Raw genomic sequence first — 18,328 nt, 5'->3', positions numbered from 1 at the left:
ACCAAGTCTTTTACGATGAATAAACCTTGACCGCGAACCTTGCCCTTTTGTGGCTTTTTGGTTGAAAATCCGCTAATGAATATATTTTCCTGATCGAAGGGCGCTATCATAGGCCCGGTGTTCGTGATCCTAAAGGTATACTTTTCCTCATCAGCTATGCAGGCAATGTTCATTCGACGCTCATTCTCTGGCAATTCAACCGTTGCTTCAATGGCATTATCGATGACATTTGACAATAATTTAATCAAATCGATCGTTTTCACCCTGTTAAACGAGTTAGGTGAAACATCGATTTCAATATCGATGTTATAATTTTGGGCCGAGAGTTTTTTTGTCTCCAACAGTACAGACAGGCCCGGATGACTTACATCCAGCTTCATCGATTCGAGGGAATGCACCTCTTTTGATAGACCTGTTAAATAATCGAGGGCTTTATCATTCTCCTTCAATTTAAGGAGACCATGTATAACCTGAATATGATTGGAAAAATCATGCCTTAATGAACGAACTGAAGCTATGAGCGATTGAAATTCCGATTGATACGTATCCTCCGTATCCCCGACTTCACGCGTCAGTTCTTTTTGATACCACTTTTGAACGACAAAAAAGGTAACCAGCAGCATGATAACAAAGCCTCCATTGTAAACGAGGATGGCAATACTGCTTCTTAATACCTTTCCATTAATGGAGTTTATATTCTCGGCACTTACATCAATCCCTAAAAAGCCTATGATGGAGCCTTCTTTATTTTTGATTGGCACCCCCACAGTCAAATAATCGCCATACTCCGGATCATCCAGTATCCCGGTAATGAAGCTTTTGCCTTGATAGGCCTGTCTGACCTGCTTTGGAGGGACGGTACACACTCCGCCTATGGGAAAATCCCCTTTATGATCTCTAGAAAATCCAGTAATCATAGCTTTTGACACTTTGGGATTATCGACCATGATGGTGTAAACATACAAAGCCCCGATTTTTTCCCTTGCATCTTCTAAGTAAGCCTTAATATCCTTATATTCCCGGCTCTTTACTTGGTTATCGAGAAATCGCTCATAGGCCTCTACATCCATAGAGTCGGCAATGGATCTGGCAGCTACCAAGTTTTGGTTTGCCACTGATTTTTGAACAGAATTTTTAATACTTAAATAAGTAGAAAACATATTCAGAAGAATGAAAGCGATTAATAAAAGGATGGTCAAATAAAAAAATGCCCTTAACTTTTTATTTTTCATAGATTTAAAAGTACCTCGTCTCTAGCAGTTAAAAGTTAACGAACCTATTCTGAGTTTACTATATAAAGGAACAAACATATAGAGAAATATCCACGTCTCGCTTCAACAGCAGGTAAATAAAACTATAAGTTTTGAAATAACTAACAACATACCCACATTTTTTTTGGTTCTTTAACTTTTTTACATGCTAATCTAAGCTGAATGTCTATATTAATTATTTCCATTAAAATATATTATTTCCAAACGATTATAATTTTACTATATATTTATTTTAAAAAGGAAGAAAAGAAGAAAAATAATTTTATATTTTTCTTTTTAAATATATAATTTTACCCTTTAGATGAAAATATTTCAATATTTTCTCTTTACATCCCATCAAATGTAACGTTTTTCTTCTCGATTGCAACACCTTTTCGCAAAAATAAAATCATAAAATAGCAATAGGTCATATGGACCGATATCTGGTGGCCTTTAATGAACACGAATGGCGTTCCATTTAAGGTGAATGGAACATAAAGAAATCCATATCTAAAATTGCACACAATTCCGTTCAAAAACCATAGGCATCGATTTCTTTCACAAATCCCTTCTTCTGCAACTTACGCCACTTATTTCACTTAGCTTGTAAATTCCAATAAAAAACCTTGAAAGGTCTGAGCCAATCAAGGGGTTCATTATTATTTAGATTTCTTCCGGGATTTTCAGCCCTTCGATAAAGGATTGAAAACTCTCGGCAATTTTATAAATATTTTCATCCTGGCTGGAAGGATCCGAATACCAACCTTGATCCCAAAAGTATATTCCCTTTTCCTCTTCGTTATTTATCAGCAATATCTTGCCGGCACACGTATCATTACCAATGATGATGCAATTTTTATGTAAATCATCTTTATTTTCTTCGTGCCATTTCCGTAAATCCAGCCCTTGATCCTCAAGACCCAATCCGTAGAGAACATTCAAGCAAACGAGGGTATCCAATGTATCTACATAAAACTTGCTGTTTTGCACCTCAGATATGCCGCCATTATACTTAAGGAGGAATTGTTTATAATCTGCAGGAATTTCAAATCCGACAATTTCCTGAAAACCATCCACTGCTTCTTGTGTCGATTTTCCATATCCGGTAATATTAACCATTATACCAACTCCATTTCATTATATAGTCGCAACTTCCAACCCGACAATTCCATTCCCGAATCCATTTTCATCGAAACCTATTGAAACATCGTTCCCGTCTTAACTGAAGAATTAAACGTTCTTTTACCGATGAAGTTCCTTGAAGAATAAATTATTCATTAGAATCTTAAACATACCACTTTTTTTAAATATACTAACATAATTTTACCATTTTTTCTGTATTTTCAGATATTTTTTTCATTTCTTGGCCATGCTTATCCATAAAAGGTGAAAAGGACGACCTCTTCATCGATAAGTCCATGTTGCATGAAAAAAAGACAGGCATCCTAACGAGGATAAAATCCGGGGACGGTTTGTAAAAATGTGAATGCAACAAGCAGACTTATGAAAAGGGAAATATGTAACTGCCCCACTCTATGAATATAATAAATATTACTATTTTCTTGATACGTCCTTCTATAAATACCACAGTCACCATTAACCTACTATTATATTTGTATATATCCTATGAAATCTCTTTATAAAGGCATGGTAATGAGAAGTGCTGCAAAATTACCTCAGAATGGTAGGTACCTCCCATTACCTTCCGATCACTCTTCATAAACAAGCTAAAATTATAGTCATATCAAGTAAAATTCATTTGAAATTAAGAGATCAGAGTCGTATGATTAGTAGTATCGGCGGAAAAATATAAACAAAATTAAATTTAGATTAAAGGGGAATTAGATATGGTAGATGTAATGTCAAAATCAATACCTGAACATGATGCACTTAGTATTTCTGCAAACCAAGAAAAATTGGATATCCTAGATCAGCTTTTAAAGCCTGAGGTTCAGGCATCCCTCAATACTTTAGTCGATCAGCTTCCAAAGCTGACTGAATTAGTGAATATTTTAACAAAGTCTTATGATTTCGCTCAATCGGTGGCAACGGATGATGTCCTGAAAAACGATACCGTCAGTGCGATCTCGGAAATCGCGACACCTGTGGTCGGTTCCGTGAAAGGTCTAGCGGCCACCGCAATCGAAGCGAAGGATCGCGCAGAAGCAAATCATGATGTAATCGGTCTTTTTGGCTTGTTAAAAATGATGAAAGACCCGGAGGCACAAAAGCTTTTCCGTTTCGCGCAAGCGTTCCTGGAAGTCTCTTCAGAACGTAAAAACCAAAAATAATGTCTAAAACATACAAACAGTAAGAACGGGGGATTAACTATGTCAAAACAAATCGTCATCTTAGGTGCCGGATACGCTGGTTTACTATCTGCGTTGTCCGTACGTGAATATTACAACAAGGATGAAGTGCAGGTTACCGTGGTGAACCAATTTCCAACCCACCAAATCATCACTGAGTTGCACCGTCTTGCAGGCGGTTCGATTTCAGAACAAGCTGTTTCGATTCCTTTGGAAAAACTTTTCAAAGGAAAAGATATCGACCTTGCCATTGCAAAAGTGGAGTCTTTCTCCGTTGATAAAAAAGAAGTGAAGCTTTCCAACGGCTCCACTTTATCCTATGATGCCCTTGTCGTGGCACTAGGAAGCCAAACAGGATTCTTCGGCATTCCAGGTCTTGAAGAAAACAGCATGGTCTTGAAATCGGTGAAAGATGCCAACCAAATTTACAAGCATATCGAAGATCGCATTCGTGAATATGCCCAAACGAAAAATGAAGCCGATGCGACCATCGTAATTGGCGGGGGCGGCTTGACTGGCGTCGAGCTGATTGGTGAAATCGTCGATCATTTCCCTAAAATCGCCAAGAAATTCGGCGTGGACTTCAAGGATTTGAAAGTCAAGCTTGTTGAAGCTGGTCCAAAAATCCTTCCTGTGCTGCCTGATCCGCTAATCGACCGGGCCATGTCTTCCTTGGAAGCACGCGGCGTCGAATTCTTGACAGGTCTTCCTGTAACGGGTGTCAAAGGCAACCAAATCGAATTGAAGGATGGACAAACGATCACGGCCAATACGCTTGTTTGGACAGGCGGGGTTGCGGCTCTTCCTATCGTCGGCGAATCAGGTCTTGAAGTCGATCGCGGCAAAGCAGCCGTTAATGAATACCTGCAATCGACATCACATAAGGATGTATTCGTTGTCGGTGACAGCGCCCTTGCTTTCCCTCCAGAAGGCGGACGTCCATACGCGCCAACTGCACAAAACGCATGGCAAATGGGTGAGCTTGTCGGGTATAACCTCTATGCAGCCTTCGAAGGCAAGAAGCTTGAAGTATTCACGCCTGTAAACTCAGGTACGCTTGCGAGCCTTGGCCGTAAGGATGCCGTGGCAACCGTCGGAGCCAATAACACATCCCTGAAAGGCCTGCCGGCCACTTTGATGAAGGAAGCAAGCAATATCCGCTACCTATCACACATCAAAGCGCTATATAGCTTGGCCTACTAAAATAAAGAATCATTTCAAAAAGGACCATTCATCAAATGAATGGTCCTTTTTGTGATGGATTTTCGTTTATACATTCAGATCTTAACTTGATTGATGCTGAACCTAAGGAAATATCCTTCCGGCAATTTTGCCTTAGTCAAAATGCTTGTTTCCCTTAAACGTTTATCGTTGTAGGAGGAAACAGAAAATAATTCTTCGTCAAGATAGGCCGGATGAGTCATTATTTCCACACTTGCTCCATCGTTTACCCTTCCCTTTAAGTTCTGAAAGTAATCTTCTGCAACCATATCTCCATAAAAGTCATCAAAGAATAGATCCGTAACGGTTTGCATACAAGAAAATTGTTCACCCGCATTACGCATCGGCAAACGGTATTTCTCCGACAGCCTTTGAATAACCGGCAGGAAGGCTTTTATCCCATGTACATGGTGATGACTGTCGAAATGCGTTGGAAACAGCCCGAATTCCAAAAATCTTTCAATCTGCGCTGACCACTCGCGCTCCAATTCAGCCAAGGATATATCATCGGGATTGCCGTATACCACTCCTTGCTTCTTGAAGTACCCATCTTCATCGACCAAGCTCGGCACATCGCTCAATAAAGGTTTCCCCCATGTCAGCACTAAGTGTATACCCACTTTCAAAGAGGGGGTTTTCTTGGCGATTTCTATAGCATGCTCCGTCGCGTTCGCATTCATCATGATCGTCGTCGAATTGACAATTCCATATTTGTGGCTATCCAAAATTCCATAATTCACCGCTTTAGTTAACCCGAAATCATCTGCATTTATAAGAACTTCAATCATGATAAGTTATCCTGCAACTCCTTTTTTTTGAAAAACTGAGGCAAATAGTCTTTGTGCGCCTCTAGCATTTCATCGAGAATAAGTTTTGCAACCCGATCACTTGGAACTAATGGATTAATCGTCAAAGCAAGCAGTGCAGTGTCATAGTCCCCAGTGACTGCGGCTTCGATGGCCACTCGTTCGAACGATTTAATTTGCTGAATCAATCCCCGCACAGCCACTGGAAGCTTTCCGACATTGATCGGCTTTGGACCGTCCTTCGTTATTACACAGCTGGTTTCAATGGCCGATTCATACGGAATGCCTTCAATGGAACCATGATTGACGGTATTGACGGCTTGAATATCGCATTTATCCGTATGCATCGAGCAAATCAGCCTCACTGCAGCATCACTGTAGTACGCTCCCCCTCGCTCTTCCAACTGCGGCGGCTTGATGGCCAAATCCTTGTCTTTATATAGCTCGAATAACTCTGCTTCAAGCCTTTGGACGACCTCAGCACGTGTCTCCCCATTTTCTGCATCCTTCAACTCTTGGGCAAGCACATCCCCCGTTTTATAATAGTAGTTGTGGTACGGACATGGAAACAGATTCAAGGCCTTTAAGAATCCCGGCTCCCATCCCATTGCATGGATATTTTTCATCGTGACGGCTTTTGCAGGATCTGTAATCAGATTGATGATTTGATCCTTGACACTTTCCCCATCAACGAATACATCCAAGCCATATACCATATGGTTCAAGCCGGCAAAGTCGATCCTGACTCTTGAGGGCTCGACGCCCATCAAATCCGCCACACCTCGCTCCATGCCAATCGGGACATTGCAAAGCCCGATGATCTTGGTAATATTACTGTGACGCAGAACCGCTTCCGTTACCATTCCGGCAGGGTTGGTGAAGTTGATTAGCCATGCATCCGGACAAACCTCTTCCATCTCACGGGCTATATCAAGAATGACGGGAATCGTTCTAAAAGCCTTGAAAAGCCCACCAGGTCCGTTTGTCTCCTGCCCGATGACTCCGTGCTTCAATGGAATCTTCTCATCAAGAGCTCTGGCAGCGAGCTGGCCAACCCGGAGCTGCGTCGTGACATAATCTGCATTTTTAAGCGCTTTCTTCCTGTCCAATGTCAGGTGGACTTCTATATTCACTCCAGCCTTTTCAATCATCCTTCTAGCCAAATCCCCGACGATTTCAAGCTTTTCCTTACCCGCTTCAATATCAACTAGCCAAATTTCACTCACAGGAAGCTCTCCATGATATTTAATGAAACCTTCGATCAACTCTGGCGTATAGCTTGATCCTCCGCCAATCGTAACAATCTTCAACCCTTTGCTCATTCGGCAGTTCCCTCCTTCACAGCAGCTCCATGTATGAATTCTTCGCGTATATCGATCATTTCAATCGCAAGATCCTTCAATGTCATCGCTGTCATGAGATGATCTTGTGCATGGACCAGGAGAATCGGGAGTTCGAAATGATCTCCTCCTGCCTCGGCATGGATTAATTGTGTTTGATATTTATGGGCTTGCAGCAGTTCTGATTCCGACTCGGCAATCTTTGAACGTGCTGATTCAAAGTTTCTTTTCTTTGCTTCCTGCATCGCTTCCATCGCAAAGCTTCTTGCATTCCCGCTATATAAAATCAATTGAAAGGATAACTGGTATAATTCTTCTTTTTCCATTTTCATCACTGCTTTCTTATACGCTTAACGTTTCTGAATCTTTTGTAAGCTCTGTTTTATTTTTTGAGTCTATCTTCACCTGTGCATAAACGAACGGTAAATAAATCGCTGTTGAAATGACTAAGTTGAGAGCTGCCAATACTGCTCCGGATACGTGCCCCCCAGTTGCCAGGAATCCTCCCACGATTGGAGGCGTAACCCAAGGAATCTTGGCTACAATCGGAAAAACCAAGCCGCTGCTTACCGCTAAATAGGAGATCACCGTCGTAATTACCGGGCCAAGGACGAAAGGAATGAACCACATTGGATTCAGGACGATAGGCAATCCGAAAAGAATCGGTTCATTAATCTGGAACACCCCTGGTGCCCCACCGAGTGCAATCATCTGTTTATATCGTTTCCGTCCTGCAATGATCATGGCAATGATAAGACCTAATGTTGCACCAGATCCTCCTAAATAGACAAAGGCATCCAGGAAAGACCCTGCCAATACGCCGTACTGGTCCATATCTTTGACACCTTTTGCATATAAATCGATATTCTTCACTCCCGAGCTTTCAAAAAGCGGTGTTGTTATCCCGCCAAGGATATTTGGTCCGTGCAAACCAATCATCCATAATAAATGAACAAGAAATACTAATAAAATTGCGAATGGTAATGAATCTACAGCACTTTGTAAGGGAGATACGATTACTTTGCTCAGCCAATCATTCAATACCTGACCATCCGTAGCCTTGCGGAATAACAATCCGAACAAGCCCGCGGCAAAGATTGTGGCCATGCCAGGAATTAACTTGGCAAATGACCTGGCGACAGCTGGAGGTACTCCATCGGGCAGCTTAATGACCAAATACTTCACTCGTGAAAGCCTAACGAATATTTCAGTCGCAATCAAGGCAACGACGATTCCTGTAAATAGGGCGGTAGCATTGAAATAGTTAACGCTTACAAATCCCCACGCGCCGCCTGTAACGGCTTTATCATCAATGGTTAAAGTGACATTGCCGATTTGAGGCAATAATAGGAAGAAACAGGCCGCGGATACAAGCATCGCTTCAAAGCCATCATCTCCGTAAGATCTTGCTAGTTTATAAGAAATGCCAAATACAGCGAATACCGTCATGAATGCGAAGGTGCCAAACCAAATATCACCGCCAAGTGTATTCCATGCGGGACCGAATATGGCCTCCATCATTCTTCCATAAGGCTTGATGACTTGCCCTAGATTGTTAAACAGGACCGCAAATGAGCCGATCATTGTAATCGCTATCATTCCAATCAATGCGTCACGAATCGCAAGCAGATGCCGGTTATTTCCTACTTTTACAGCTCCAGGCATAATATACTTATCAATAAAAGTCATCATATCCTTATTCTCCCTTAATTAAAGTAGTGGCTTGCTTTAGCACTTCTTCACCATTACACAGTCCATAGAACATCGGATTGATGGTTGCGACAGGAATACCCTTTTCTTTTCCCGCTTCCTGTAACTTGGAAAGGAGATATCTAACCTGTGGTCCTAAAAGAATCACATCGGCCTTATCCATTTCATTGTTCACTTCCGTCGATCCAACCGCCCAAATATGGCAATCGACTCCTTGATTATTTGCACTTTCCTCCATCTTGGTAACTAATAAACTAGTGGACATCCCCGCCGAACAGCATAATAAGATATTCATTGACATTACCCCCTTTATAATGATTGATTATTCAGTTTTTTATAATATTGATGAAACTGCTTTTTTTGATTATGACACTCTTGCCTTGTATCCACCCCTCTACCAGTATTTTGGAAATGGGTATTATTACCTCCATATATCTATTGTAGTTACAAATTAAAAAAATATCAACACAATTTTTTATTTGTTATGACAAATTACCGATTATCAGTTGATTATTGTACTTATCCGAGATAATCTATATGTATATATAGGAATGAGTATGGGGGGAATCACTGTGGAGACCATGAATAAAGAAGCGGCATTGCATTCCATAGTCAAGGAATCGATCATCGATCTCATAAAAAATGGCGAATATGAAACGAATACTAAATTACCGACTGAAGCGGAGTTTTGTAAAATATACGGTGTAAGCAGGACGACAGTACGTACGGCCTTACAGCAATTGACCGTCGAGGGCTACATCTATCGTGTTCAGGGGAAAGGGACCTTCGTTTCGGAAAATAAAGTGAAGCAATTCCTTACAAGTACAGTTGAAAAGTTCTCCGAGCAAGTCACGATGCAAGGCAAAAATCCTTCCACAAAGGTCATCAGCTTGAAGGTCATTGAAGCAAACGCTACACTTGCCAAACTTTTCAAACAAAATATTGGAGATCCAGTAAATAAGCTGGAGCGTATACGCTACGTGAACGATGTTCCTCTTCAATATGAAATCGCCTACCTTCCTTGGTATAAAACACCTGGGCTGAATATTGAGGCATGTGAGAAATCGCTCTTTGAAGTACTTGGAACACAATTCAATTTAAAAGTGAAAAAAACGGTCGAGCATTTGGAATTTTCACTTGCCGATGACTCCATATCCGATAAATTGGAAGTACCCAACGGTTCACCTTGTTTTTCCTTGGAAACCTACACATATGAGAGTGATGGTTCAGTCATCGAATTCTCCAAAACTCTCTTCAGGGGCGATCGTGCACACTTTGTCATTGAACGGAACTACTGAACGAAAAAACAAAAGCAGACAATCAATTGAATGTCTGCTTTTTGCTGATTTAACTATCATACTTGTTCAGAATTTCATTGCCTTGAATCGGAATAATGCAAGTTCCCTGCAACATAACGCAGTTTATTTCCTTTTCGATGAATGGATCTCCAAGGCTCTGTAACGCTCTCTTTCCTGCTCTTCAACCTATATGCGCAAGTACCTTAATCAACCTGCGTCCGATTTTTTAGCTACTACAATATGGAGCTGTGCATAAATCCTTTCCGGTTTAATCATTTCCTGCGCATGGGGTTCCCATGTCATTGTCCTGATTGTCATGATCGACATCGTATACGATATTTTGGACCTTTCTCCTTTTTGTCCCCTTCTAATGGCCATGAGAATTTCGATCATGTGTAACAGTAAAAACGGACCTCTATTTTTCAAAAAGCTCTCCTTCTCAAAGATTATTTTGCATTCTACGAAGATACCCTTCTCTCCCTTCCGATTTAGGACCATCGCCTTCCTCTAAAACCTTTACAATTTAATTCATTTTTGGGTTGCATTTGACAAATTTATCATAATAATCTACTCTAGTAAAATAGATACAATATATCTATATAATTATATTTTTGTGAATCTATTTTACTATCCCTTTATAAATGAAAAGTCACTAGGAAATCATTTTTTTATAATCAATTAATAAATAGGCAGGTGGATTTCATGTGCGGTTTTGTTGGATACATTCAAACATATCCAAAAGCCATAAATTCAAATATGGTAGATACGATCAAGAAAATGAACACAATCATCACCCATAGAGGTCCGGACGATGAAGGATATTTTTTAGATGATTTCGTGAATTTCGGATTTAGAAGATTGAGTATAATCGACATTGAGAATGGCAACCAACCTCTTTCATATGAAAATGAAAGATATTGGATCATCTTTAATGGCGAAATTTATAATCATATTGAATTGAGAAAAGAGCTTATTGATGGCGGATATGAGTTTACGACGCATTCTGATACGGAAGTGATCCTGGCACTTTACAGCAGCCTAAAAGAGCAAGCCGTTCAAAGCTTGCGCGGTATGTTCGCTTTTGTCATTTGGGACAAGATTGAAGAAAAACTGTTTGGAGCAAGGGACCACTTTGGAATCAAACCGTTTTTCTACTGTGAACAAGATGAGGTTACATATTTTGCTTCGGAGAAAAAAAGCATCTTGACGACAATGAGTGAGGAGCTTGATGTGGATTCATTACAGCATTATCTCAGTTTTCAATATGTTCCCGAACCATCCACCTTATCCAAAAACATTAAAAAGCTATTGCCTGGGCATTATTTCACTAAAGAGCCCGGAAAGAAAATGGATATCACCAAGTTTTGGCACCCCACCTTCCATCCTTCCAATATGGAAGATTCAAAAGTCACGAAAGAAATCCAGGAGACTTTAATCGATTCGGTGAACGTACATATGAGAAGTGATGTGCCAGTTGGCTCATTCCTCTCGGGGGGCATTGATTCATCTTTCATTTGTTCCATCGCCAAACAGATCAACCCGAAAATCAAAACTTTTTCCGTTGGGTTTGAAAGAGATGGATATAGTGAAATAAACGTTGCACAGGAAACGGCTGCCGCCTTACATCTAGAGAATATAAGTTATATCATAAGCCCTGAAGAATTCCTGGCCGAACTTCCCAAGATCATTTGGCATATGGATGACCCTTTAGCGGACCCTGCTGCCGTCCCGCTATATTTCGTCGCGCGGGAAGCTAAAAAGCACGTCAAAGTCGCCTTGTCCGGGGAAGGAGCAGATGAGTTATTCGGCGGATACAATATATACCGGGAGCCGCATTCCCTGCGAATGTTTTCCTATATTCCAACTCCGCTTAACCATGTGTTAAAAACCCTTTCTTCCGTATTGCCAGAAGGCGTTAAAGGAAAGAGTTTCATAGAGCGCGGGGTTACAGCATTAGAAGATCGATATATCGGAAATGCAAATATTTTCAATGAGAAAGAGAAGAAGGAATTACTCGTGAATTATCTGAATGGGTTAGAAAACGAAAAGGTGACCAGCCCCATTTATTCAAGCTCATTAGACTATGATCCGGTTACACAAATGCAAAACATTGACATTCAGACATGGCTCAAAGGTGATATTTTATTGAAAGCTGATAAAATGTCGATGGCGAATTCTTTAGAGGTAAGAGTTCCATTCCTGGATACACGTGTTTTCAACACGGCTTCAAAATTGAGCACGGATCAAAAAATCAGAAATGGAACGACGAAATATATGCTCCGAAAAGCTGCCCGAGGAATCGTACCAGAACATGTTTGGAGCAGAAAGAAGCTTGGCTTCCCAGTTCCTATACGACATTGGCTAAAGGATGAATTATACGATTGGGCAGTGAAGCTGATCCATGAGAGCCAAACTGATTACCTTTTTAACAAACAACAAATCATGCAATTACTTGAAAATCATGTCAATGATAAAATGGATAACAGTCGAAAACTATGGACCATTTTAACTTTCATGATATGGCATCAAATATACATAGAAAAGCAAGATGAGCTTCAACCACAAAGGACTTTACAATATGCTGTAAATTAAGCATTCACTTAGTGCATTCATTGTTTTATAGATTTTGCCCTCAAGCCATCCATCTGCTTGAGGGCTTTTACATGCTCGACCAGGAAGTCATATCGATAATTGATAGATGGCAAATTTCTCAAAAGGATTCGCTTCAGTCATGCTTGGTAATTCCACCTCTTGCTTCAGCTCGAAGAAGGTTTGATTTTCCAAGAAAAAATAATAATCCTGTGACCCATAATAGAGAATCAGTTCAATTTGGCGCGGTTCTTTTTCATAAGAAACCATGATATTATTGATGATCTTCATGAAAATCTGGATGGAAAACGGATTAAAGAAATAAAACCGATTATCCCTTGAATCAATTTCATATTCCTGTGCCAAACAGCAGCTGAATTCGATGTTGCCATTGTTATTTTTCCACTTCTTTCGATAACTTTTCAGATTCCCGATTGCTTCTTTATGAAATTGTTCGTTCATCTCCACGCCTACTGCGGATGATTGGTATAAGTAGTGGATGAAAAAATTCAATCGTCCTTTCCCACTTCCAAAATCGACAATGCGATCATGCCTGCCGAGTTCATAATTTTCGAATAAATGCTCCAATGCCATATATGGTGTTGGCTCATAACGGTGATAATGCAGGGATTGATAGAATTTTTTTTGTTCGCCTTCTGTTCTAATATTAAGCAGTTCATCATATTGCGCTTCCTTCATGGATATACACCTCCCTTATAGTTATTTCACTAATGGGATTCTACCTAAAAACCCCGGATAAGGCAAAAATCTTATCCAGGGTTTTGTCATGAAAATTCAGTTGCCTATTTCGACTGTTTCGCTACATAATCGGTGAAATCCGAGATGCTTGGATTGGCCATGTAGTGACCGCCCTCCACTTGAATCGTCTGACCAGTAATGAATTTGGACTCATCAGATGCAAGGAATAGAACGGTATAACCGATATCATCCGCTTCACCATGGTATGGCAAAGCATTAAACTTGGCAAATATATCAAGCACGGCAGGAGGCATATTATTTTCGGCGGCAGGGGTCAAAATAAGACCTGGTGCCACTCCGTTACAACGGATATGATCTTTCCCGTACTGGGCAGCTATATAACGCGTCAAATTCACCACCCCCGCTTTGGAGGCTCCATATGCAGACCGCACGGAGTCACCTGCAAAGCCACCCATCGATGCGGTATTGATTATGGCCCCTCCCCCAGCTTTGATCATGTGGGGAATCGCAAATCTACTTCCCAATAACACGCTTTTTAAATTAACATCCATAAGTCGGTCCCATTCCTCCAAATCCAGATTCACGACATCGAGATCTTTTTGCAAGTTAGACAAACCTACATTATTAACCAGTACCGTAATCGTTCCATATTGTTCAACCGTAAAGTCGACAGCTGCTTGAATCGAATCCGTTTGCCCTGCATCCAGAAATATCCCAACAGCTTCCCCGCCTTGGTTTGTAATATTTTCGGCCGCTCCTTTTGCTCCTGCTTCGTTAAAATCTGCAATCACGACTTTCGCGCCTTCTTTAGCCATCAATGCCGATATCGATAACCCTATTCCTGAGGCTCCACCAGTCACTAATGCCACTTTACCTTGTACTCTTCCCATACTAACCACCTGCTTTTTAAGTATATCCAGCATTATTAGTATACCGCAAACATAACATAAGTCCAATTTATTATACCATGAGTATAAACATTACCTAAAGCAGAGTTAGCCAAAGGAAGAGGAGTTCGGGGATATAGTAAATAACGCCAGGCCATCCCCACCGCATGTTTTCCTATATGATGTCTCTGCAGAACAATGTTACGAAACTAGCGAATTCATTGGACCTAAAAAATTATCTCCTTTATAAGAAATAAAAAGGTTTTTATGCAAAGAAAAATGGAATGGAATAGCAAGATTTACCATGGTGGAAGTATTGATTTAAGTAAGCATTTGCTTGGACCCTAGCATCTCTTCAATACTTGTAAGATAGATAAATTTCTGAACCGGATGGAAATGAGGTGATCTCAAAATGAACTAATATAGTTGGTCGAAGATCTCACCTTTACGAGTTCTTATCAAAGCACAAGACTAATTGAAATGAGTGTCTCCTCCAAAAGGGGTCCATGCTGGCGTAAAGGTCGCCGAGAAGTCTTGGATTGGATAAGCGAGGGCTTCAACGATAAAAAACCTGCAGGCAGATTGAGTGTGCCTGCAGGTTTGAATCTATTTTGCGTACTTTATTCATTCTTTACTGCAATGGGCGTAATATCCAGAACAGCATTCACGACTGAATAATCATCTTTGCTTCCGTCCTTGTATCCCCAGAATCCATCCGTCTTTTTTGTCTTTCTGAATGTAAGCTCTACTCCTTTTCCTTTATCAAACGAATAGGCTTTCACTTCCTTCTCTCCGCTGTTATCGACAAGCTGATAAGAAAGGAATTTGCTTAATGTGCCATGCTCCGTCAAAACACCTGAATGAGGAGCTACCTCAAAATCTCCATATTCACTTCCTTTTGTACGGACTTTGTGTTGACTGATGTGAATCTCTTTCGTTCTTAAATCAACGCTATCCCCTGGTGCGATTGTAGAAAGTAAAATGTTTTTGTATCCGCTTTTTATTTTAGGATCGGTGTTTACTTTCGATAAATCAATAACGGTTACCCCTCCGCGGCCGACCACTTCCAACTTCTTTTTCAGATTATTGACAACGATTGCTGTGTCTTCATCAATTCCATATGACAGCTGATTACGGTCGCCTTTTTCATGTGCCGTTGCTATAAGTCTGCCAAGCCTTGCTTTATTATCGAAATGCTGATCGACCAGTCCATATTGGAAAAAGCCAAGTCCCCGTTCAAGATAACCCGGTCCGCCTTCTTGCTGCTCCATTCCGTTATACGTGTCTGTAAATCCCTTTGTAAGTGTTTCCAAGCTACCGCCTCCGGCAAGCATGACATCGCTCATAATCGCTGCCCCTGCACTAGTTCCGCCCAAAACAGCACCCTTTTCATACATATCCCAAATCGCATTTAATGCTTTTGATTCGGTTTGATCCGGATTGAATAATGCTTCTGTAATATACGTCTGATCTCCGCCTACAAACCAGATGGCATCAAGGTTTTTTATTTCGGCAGCGACACCATCACGATTTCTGTTTTCCTTCCAACTAGATTCATCCTCCAACGTTCCTTTGAAATCATGTGTTGAAATAGGGAGGATCTTGATATTATCTTCTTTCAAGCCATACTTTAATAAATCGCTTTTGAAGGCGTTTGAGGAGCTTAAGCTTCCACTAGCGGCAGAGATGATGCCTACTTTAGCATCTGTGCCTGCATTGGTCAGTTCAATAAACTTTTTATACACATCTTCGTTACTTGATCCAAGCGCCCCACCCGCGATGAGTAGATTTCCTTTGATGGTTCCGCGCTCCGTTCTTTTGGGAAGTGCAAAGTTGGATTCTTGATAGTGCTTGAAAGCTTGCTTGTCTGTTTTAAATTGGAGCGAAACAGGGGCAACATCCATTTTCACATTCGTAATGGAATAATCATCTTTTTGTCCATCTTGATAGCCCCAAAACCCATTTGTCTGTTTCGTTTTACTAAAGGTTAAGGAAAATCCCGATCCTCTGCTGTCGTATAAATAGCTTTTTACGGAGTCAGTGGAAGAATTATCAACGAGCGAATAGGACAAATAAGGTTTTAATTTGCCATATGAAGTCAGCACTCCCGTTGCTTCCAAAGGTTTAAATTGGTGGTACTCATTCCCTTTAGTAGCATCCTTTTTTGAATGAATCGTAAATGATTTTGTCTTCAGATCAATCTTGTCACCAGGAGATAAGAGGCTGATGGAGACATTATTGATCTTACCCTTATGTTCCTTTGCTTTACTTGAATCGACAACCGTCACTCCGCCCCTGCCCGCAATTTCGGCCGTTTTTTCTTGATTGTTGACGATCAACGCGGTATCTTCGTCAATACCATAAGCATTATATTTCTTTTTTTGCTTTTCGTAATTTACGGCAGTTGCTACTAAACGCCCGAGTCTTCCTCTTTCATCAAAATGCTGATCGATGATTCCATATCGGAAGAAACCAAGCCCCTTTTCAATCCGGACAGGCTCGTACTCTTTGTTTTTTACAGACTCGGACTTCCCTGTAAATTTACCTTTCAGGCCGCCTAAGCTATCACCGCCCGTAATCATAACATCACTCATAATTGCGGCGCCTGCACTTGTTCCGCCAATGACAGCTCCTTTTCGATACACGTTCCAAATCGCCTCAAGCGCCAACGTACTCTTTCCCTTGGCATCATATAATGTATCTGTTATCCGAAGTTGGTCGCCTCCAACGAACCAGATGGCTGAAAGATCCTCGATCTGCCGGACAACTGCTTTGCTGTGGACATTGTTCTTCCACGATTTTTCATCCAAATCAGTATCACTGAAATTATGATTCGATATCGGCAGGATTTTGATATCCGCCTCTTTGACTCCATACTTCACAAGATCTGCCCTAAATTCCTTGGAGGATTTCAAACTTCCGCTAGCAGCCGGAACAATACCGATTTTCGCTTTTTTGACCCCCCCGGCGAGTTTTATGAAAGATTCATAGATATCCTTGTTGCTGCTGCCCAATGAACCTCCTGCAATAACGAGACTTCCTTTGATTTCTTCCTTAGGGTGAGCACTAGCCTTTCCTGGCGGCAAAAAGCAGACCGATGCTAGCAAAAAGGCGGTAATTGCCGTATTAATGATCTTTTTCACTTTTACTCCTCCCCCTATTTTAATTTCCATATATGGAACCACTCGTTGAACTCAAGGCTCCATTTTGGGCAGAAAGTTTATAGGAGTATCCATTACTGCTCGTCCATGTCTGAAGATTGAACGTATTTCCGGGTCTTAACTTGACGAGGTCAACAGTTTTTATAGTCAATGGCTTGCCTATGCTGCTTGTAGGAGCGGCCGTTGTTTTCGCCATATATACGGATTGGTTGCTGCCGCCTGGCTGTGCAACAACCTTCGCCGTTCCGTCCTGTTCGACAAGCAGGGCCGTTTGTTCATTGACAGCTATGCCTTTAGATTGGTTCGTCCATCCATCCGATACATTCCTCGCCATGAACCCGATAAATCTTCCCATCCGGTCCCTCTGTTCAAAATGGGTATCTGTAATCGCACTTGATAAATAGCGGTTATTCAGAAAATCTCTTGTAAATGTCATATAGCGGTTATTCGGATTTGCCAGTGCTTCATCCGAATAAACGGATCCGTTTTTAGCATCATAGACGAATTGCCCCATGATCGCCAGCCCTGCACTTGTTCCTCCAATCGGAACATTACTTTGAATCTGCTGGTTAAGTACATCCTCAAGAGCCGTATTTTTTATAAAATCGACATAATTGAATTGATCTCCTCCGGCAAAAAAGACTGCTTCCGCCTTACGGACCTTATCCAATACAAACGAGTCACTTGAAGCATATTTGTTGTTCAGCACGATCGTCTCGACTGAATCAAGCTTAGCATTATTGCTCTGGGCCAAATCGTAAAGGTATTGGTTATATCCGTCCGATCCTGAAGTACGGAGAACGATAAAATCACCTTGATTGGCTTTTTTGGCCATCCACAGCATCGCTTCATCCACGTCCGTTCCGCCTCCCATCAAGTTAATGCCATAAGAAGTGGCAGTTGTTACATTTCCGGTGTTTCCATAGCTGCTATACTGATAGTCCCCGCTTGCAGCATATGCAAAATTCCCTTGGCAATAAAAACCAAACAAACCTAACATCATACATACCTTCATTAACTGTCTCATTCCTTTTCGC

General features: G+C 41.1%; 16 protein-coding genes. 4 read left to right on the top strand and 12 right to left on the bottom strand.

The features are described from left to right. Positions 1-1,232 (bottom strand): Spo0B domain-containing protein (locus tag CVN76_RS30070; protein WP_100534193.1); only part of this gene is annotated, 1,232 nt, incomplete at its 3' end. A gap of 681 nt (positions 1,233-1,913) precedes the next feature. Then, positions 1,914-2,369 (bottom strand): SMI1/KNR4 family protein, encoded by a 456-nt coding sequence (locus CVN76_RS30065; RefSeq protein WP_100534192.1) that lies wholly within the window; start codon positions 2,367-2,369, stop codon positions 1,914-1,916. Between the two features lie 740 nt (positions 2,370-3,109). Here CVN76_RS30065 and CVN76_RS30060 point away from each other — a divergent pair. After that, positions 3,110-3,541 (top strand): DUF1641 domain-containing protein, encoded by a 432-nt coding sequence (locus tag CVN76_RS30060; RefSeq protein WP_397251631.1) that lies wholly within the window; start codon positions 3,110-3,112, stop codon positions 3,539-3,541. A 39-nt stretch (positions 3,542-3,580) separates the two neighbouring features. Next, entirely contained in the window at positions 3,581-4,762 is a 1,182-nt protein-coding gene (locus CVN76_RS30055; RefSeq protein ID WP_100534191.1) for an NAD(P)/FAD-dependent oxidoreductase, read from the top strand. Between the two features lie 74 nt (positions 4,763-4,836). On the opposite strand, the gene chbG is transcribed toward CVN76_RS30055, so the two are convergent. Genes chbG through CVN76_RS30030 form a run of 5 tightly spaced genes read right to left on the bottom strand, consistent with a single transcriptional unit; the run spans position 4,837 to position 8,931 of the window. Then, entirely contained in the window at positions 4,837-5,568 is a 732-nt protein-coding gene (chbG, locus tag CVN76_RS30050) for a chitin disaccharide deacetylase (RefSeq protein WP_100534190.1), read from the bottom strand. Continuing rightward, positions 5,565-6,908 (bottom strand): 6-phospho-beta-glucosidase, encoded by a 1,344-nt coding sequence (locus CVN76_RS30045; protein ID WP_100534189.1) that lies wholly within the window; start codon positions 6,906-6,908, stop codon positions 5,565-5,567. Before CVN76_RS30045 ends, chbG begins: the two co-directional genes overlap by 4 nt. Then, positions 6,905-7,252 (bottom strand): PTS lactose/cellobiose transporter subunit IIA, encoded by a 348-nt coding sequence (locus CVN76_RS30040; protein ID WP_100534244.1) that lies wholly within the window; start codon positions 7,250-7,252, stop codon positions 6,905-6,907. Before CVN76_RS30040 ends, CVN76_RS30045 begins: the two co-directional genes overlap by 4 nt. A gap of 16 nt (positions 7,253-7,268) precedes the next feature. Further along, complete coding sequence (locus CVN76_RS30035; protein WP_100534188.1) at positions 7,269-8,618, bottom strand: PTS sugar transporter subunit IIC; 1,350 nt, start codon at positions 8,616-8,618, stop codon at positions 7,269-7,271. A 4-nt stretch (positions 8,619-8,622) separates the two neighbouring features. After that, the gene (locus CVN76_RS30030; protein ID WP_100534187.1) at positions 8,623-8,931 is read right to left on the bottom strand and encodes a PTS sugar transporter subunit IIB; all 309 of its coding nucleotides are present in this window, start codon (positions 8,929-8,931) and stop codon (positions 8,623-8,625) included. Positions 8,932-9,217: 286 nt separating this feature from the next. Between CVN76_RS30030 and CVN76_RS30025 the strand changes: the two genes are divergently transcribed. Further along, entirely contained in the window at positions 9,218-9,934 is a 717-nt protein-coding gene (locus CVN76_RS30025) for a GntR family transcriptional regulator (protein WP_061142807.1), read from the top strand. Between the two features lie 207 nt (positions 9,935-10,141). Here CVN76_RS30025 and CVN76_RS30020 read toward each other — a convergent pair whose 3' ends face one another. After that, positions 10,142-10,360 carry a hypothetical protein gene (locus tag CVN76_RS30020; protein ID WP_157805840.1) on the bottom strand — a complete coding sequence of 73 codons (219 nt, stop codon included), beginning with the start codon at positions 10,358-10,360 and terminating at the stop codon, positions 10,142-10,144. A gap of 276 nt (positions 10,361-10,636) precedes the next feature. Between CVN76_RS30020 and asnB the strand changes: the two genes are divergently transcribed. After that, positions 10,637-12,526 carry an asparagine synthase (glutamine-hydrolyzing) gene (gene asnB / locus CVN76_RS30015; protein ID WP_100534185.1) on the top strand — a complete coding sequence of 630 codons (1,890 nt, stop codon included), beginning with the start codon at positions 10,637-10,639 and terminating at the stop codon, positions 12,524-12,526. Positions 12,527-12,613: 87 nt separating this feature from the next. On the opposite strand, the gene CVN76_RS30010 is transcribed toward asnB, so the two are convergent. From CVN76_RS30010 to CVN76_RS29995, 4 genes are all read right to left on the bottom strand, one after another. Next, positions 12,614-13,222: a class I SAM-dependent methyltransferase gene (locus CVN76_RS30010; RefSeq protein ID WP_100534184.1), complete on the bottom strand. Its 609-nt coding sequence runs from the start codon at positions 13,220-13,222 to the stop codon at positions 12,614-12,616. A gap of 104 nt (positions 13,223-13,326) precedes the next feature. Then, the gene (locus tag CVN76_RS30005; RefSeq protein ID WP_100534183.1) at positions 13,327-14,133 is read right to left on the bottom strand and encodes an SDR family NAD(P)-dependent oxidoreductase; all 807 of its coding nucleotides are present in this window, start codon (positions 14,131-14,133) and stop codon (positions 13,327-13,329) included. 617 nt (positions 14,134-14,750) lie between these two features. Then, entirely contained in the window at positions 14,751-17,273 is a 2,523-nt protein-coding gene (locus tag CVN76_RS30000; RefSeq protein ID WP_100534243.1) for a cyanophycinase, read from the bottom strand. Positions 17,274-17,292: 19 nt separating this feature from the next. After that, a complete protein-coding gene (locus CVN76_RS29995) occupies positions 17,293-18,318 on the bottom strand; it encodes a cyanophycinase (RefSeq protein ID WP_100534182.1) in 1,026 nt (341 codons plus the stop codon). Positions 18,319-18,328 lie beyond the last annotated feature (10 nt).

It is taken from the genome of Bacillus sp. mrc49 (assembly GCF_002803435.1).
Note: the sequence above shows the minus strand (reverse complement) of the source record. Positions and strands in the feature narration are given on the sequence as shown.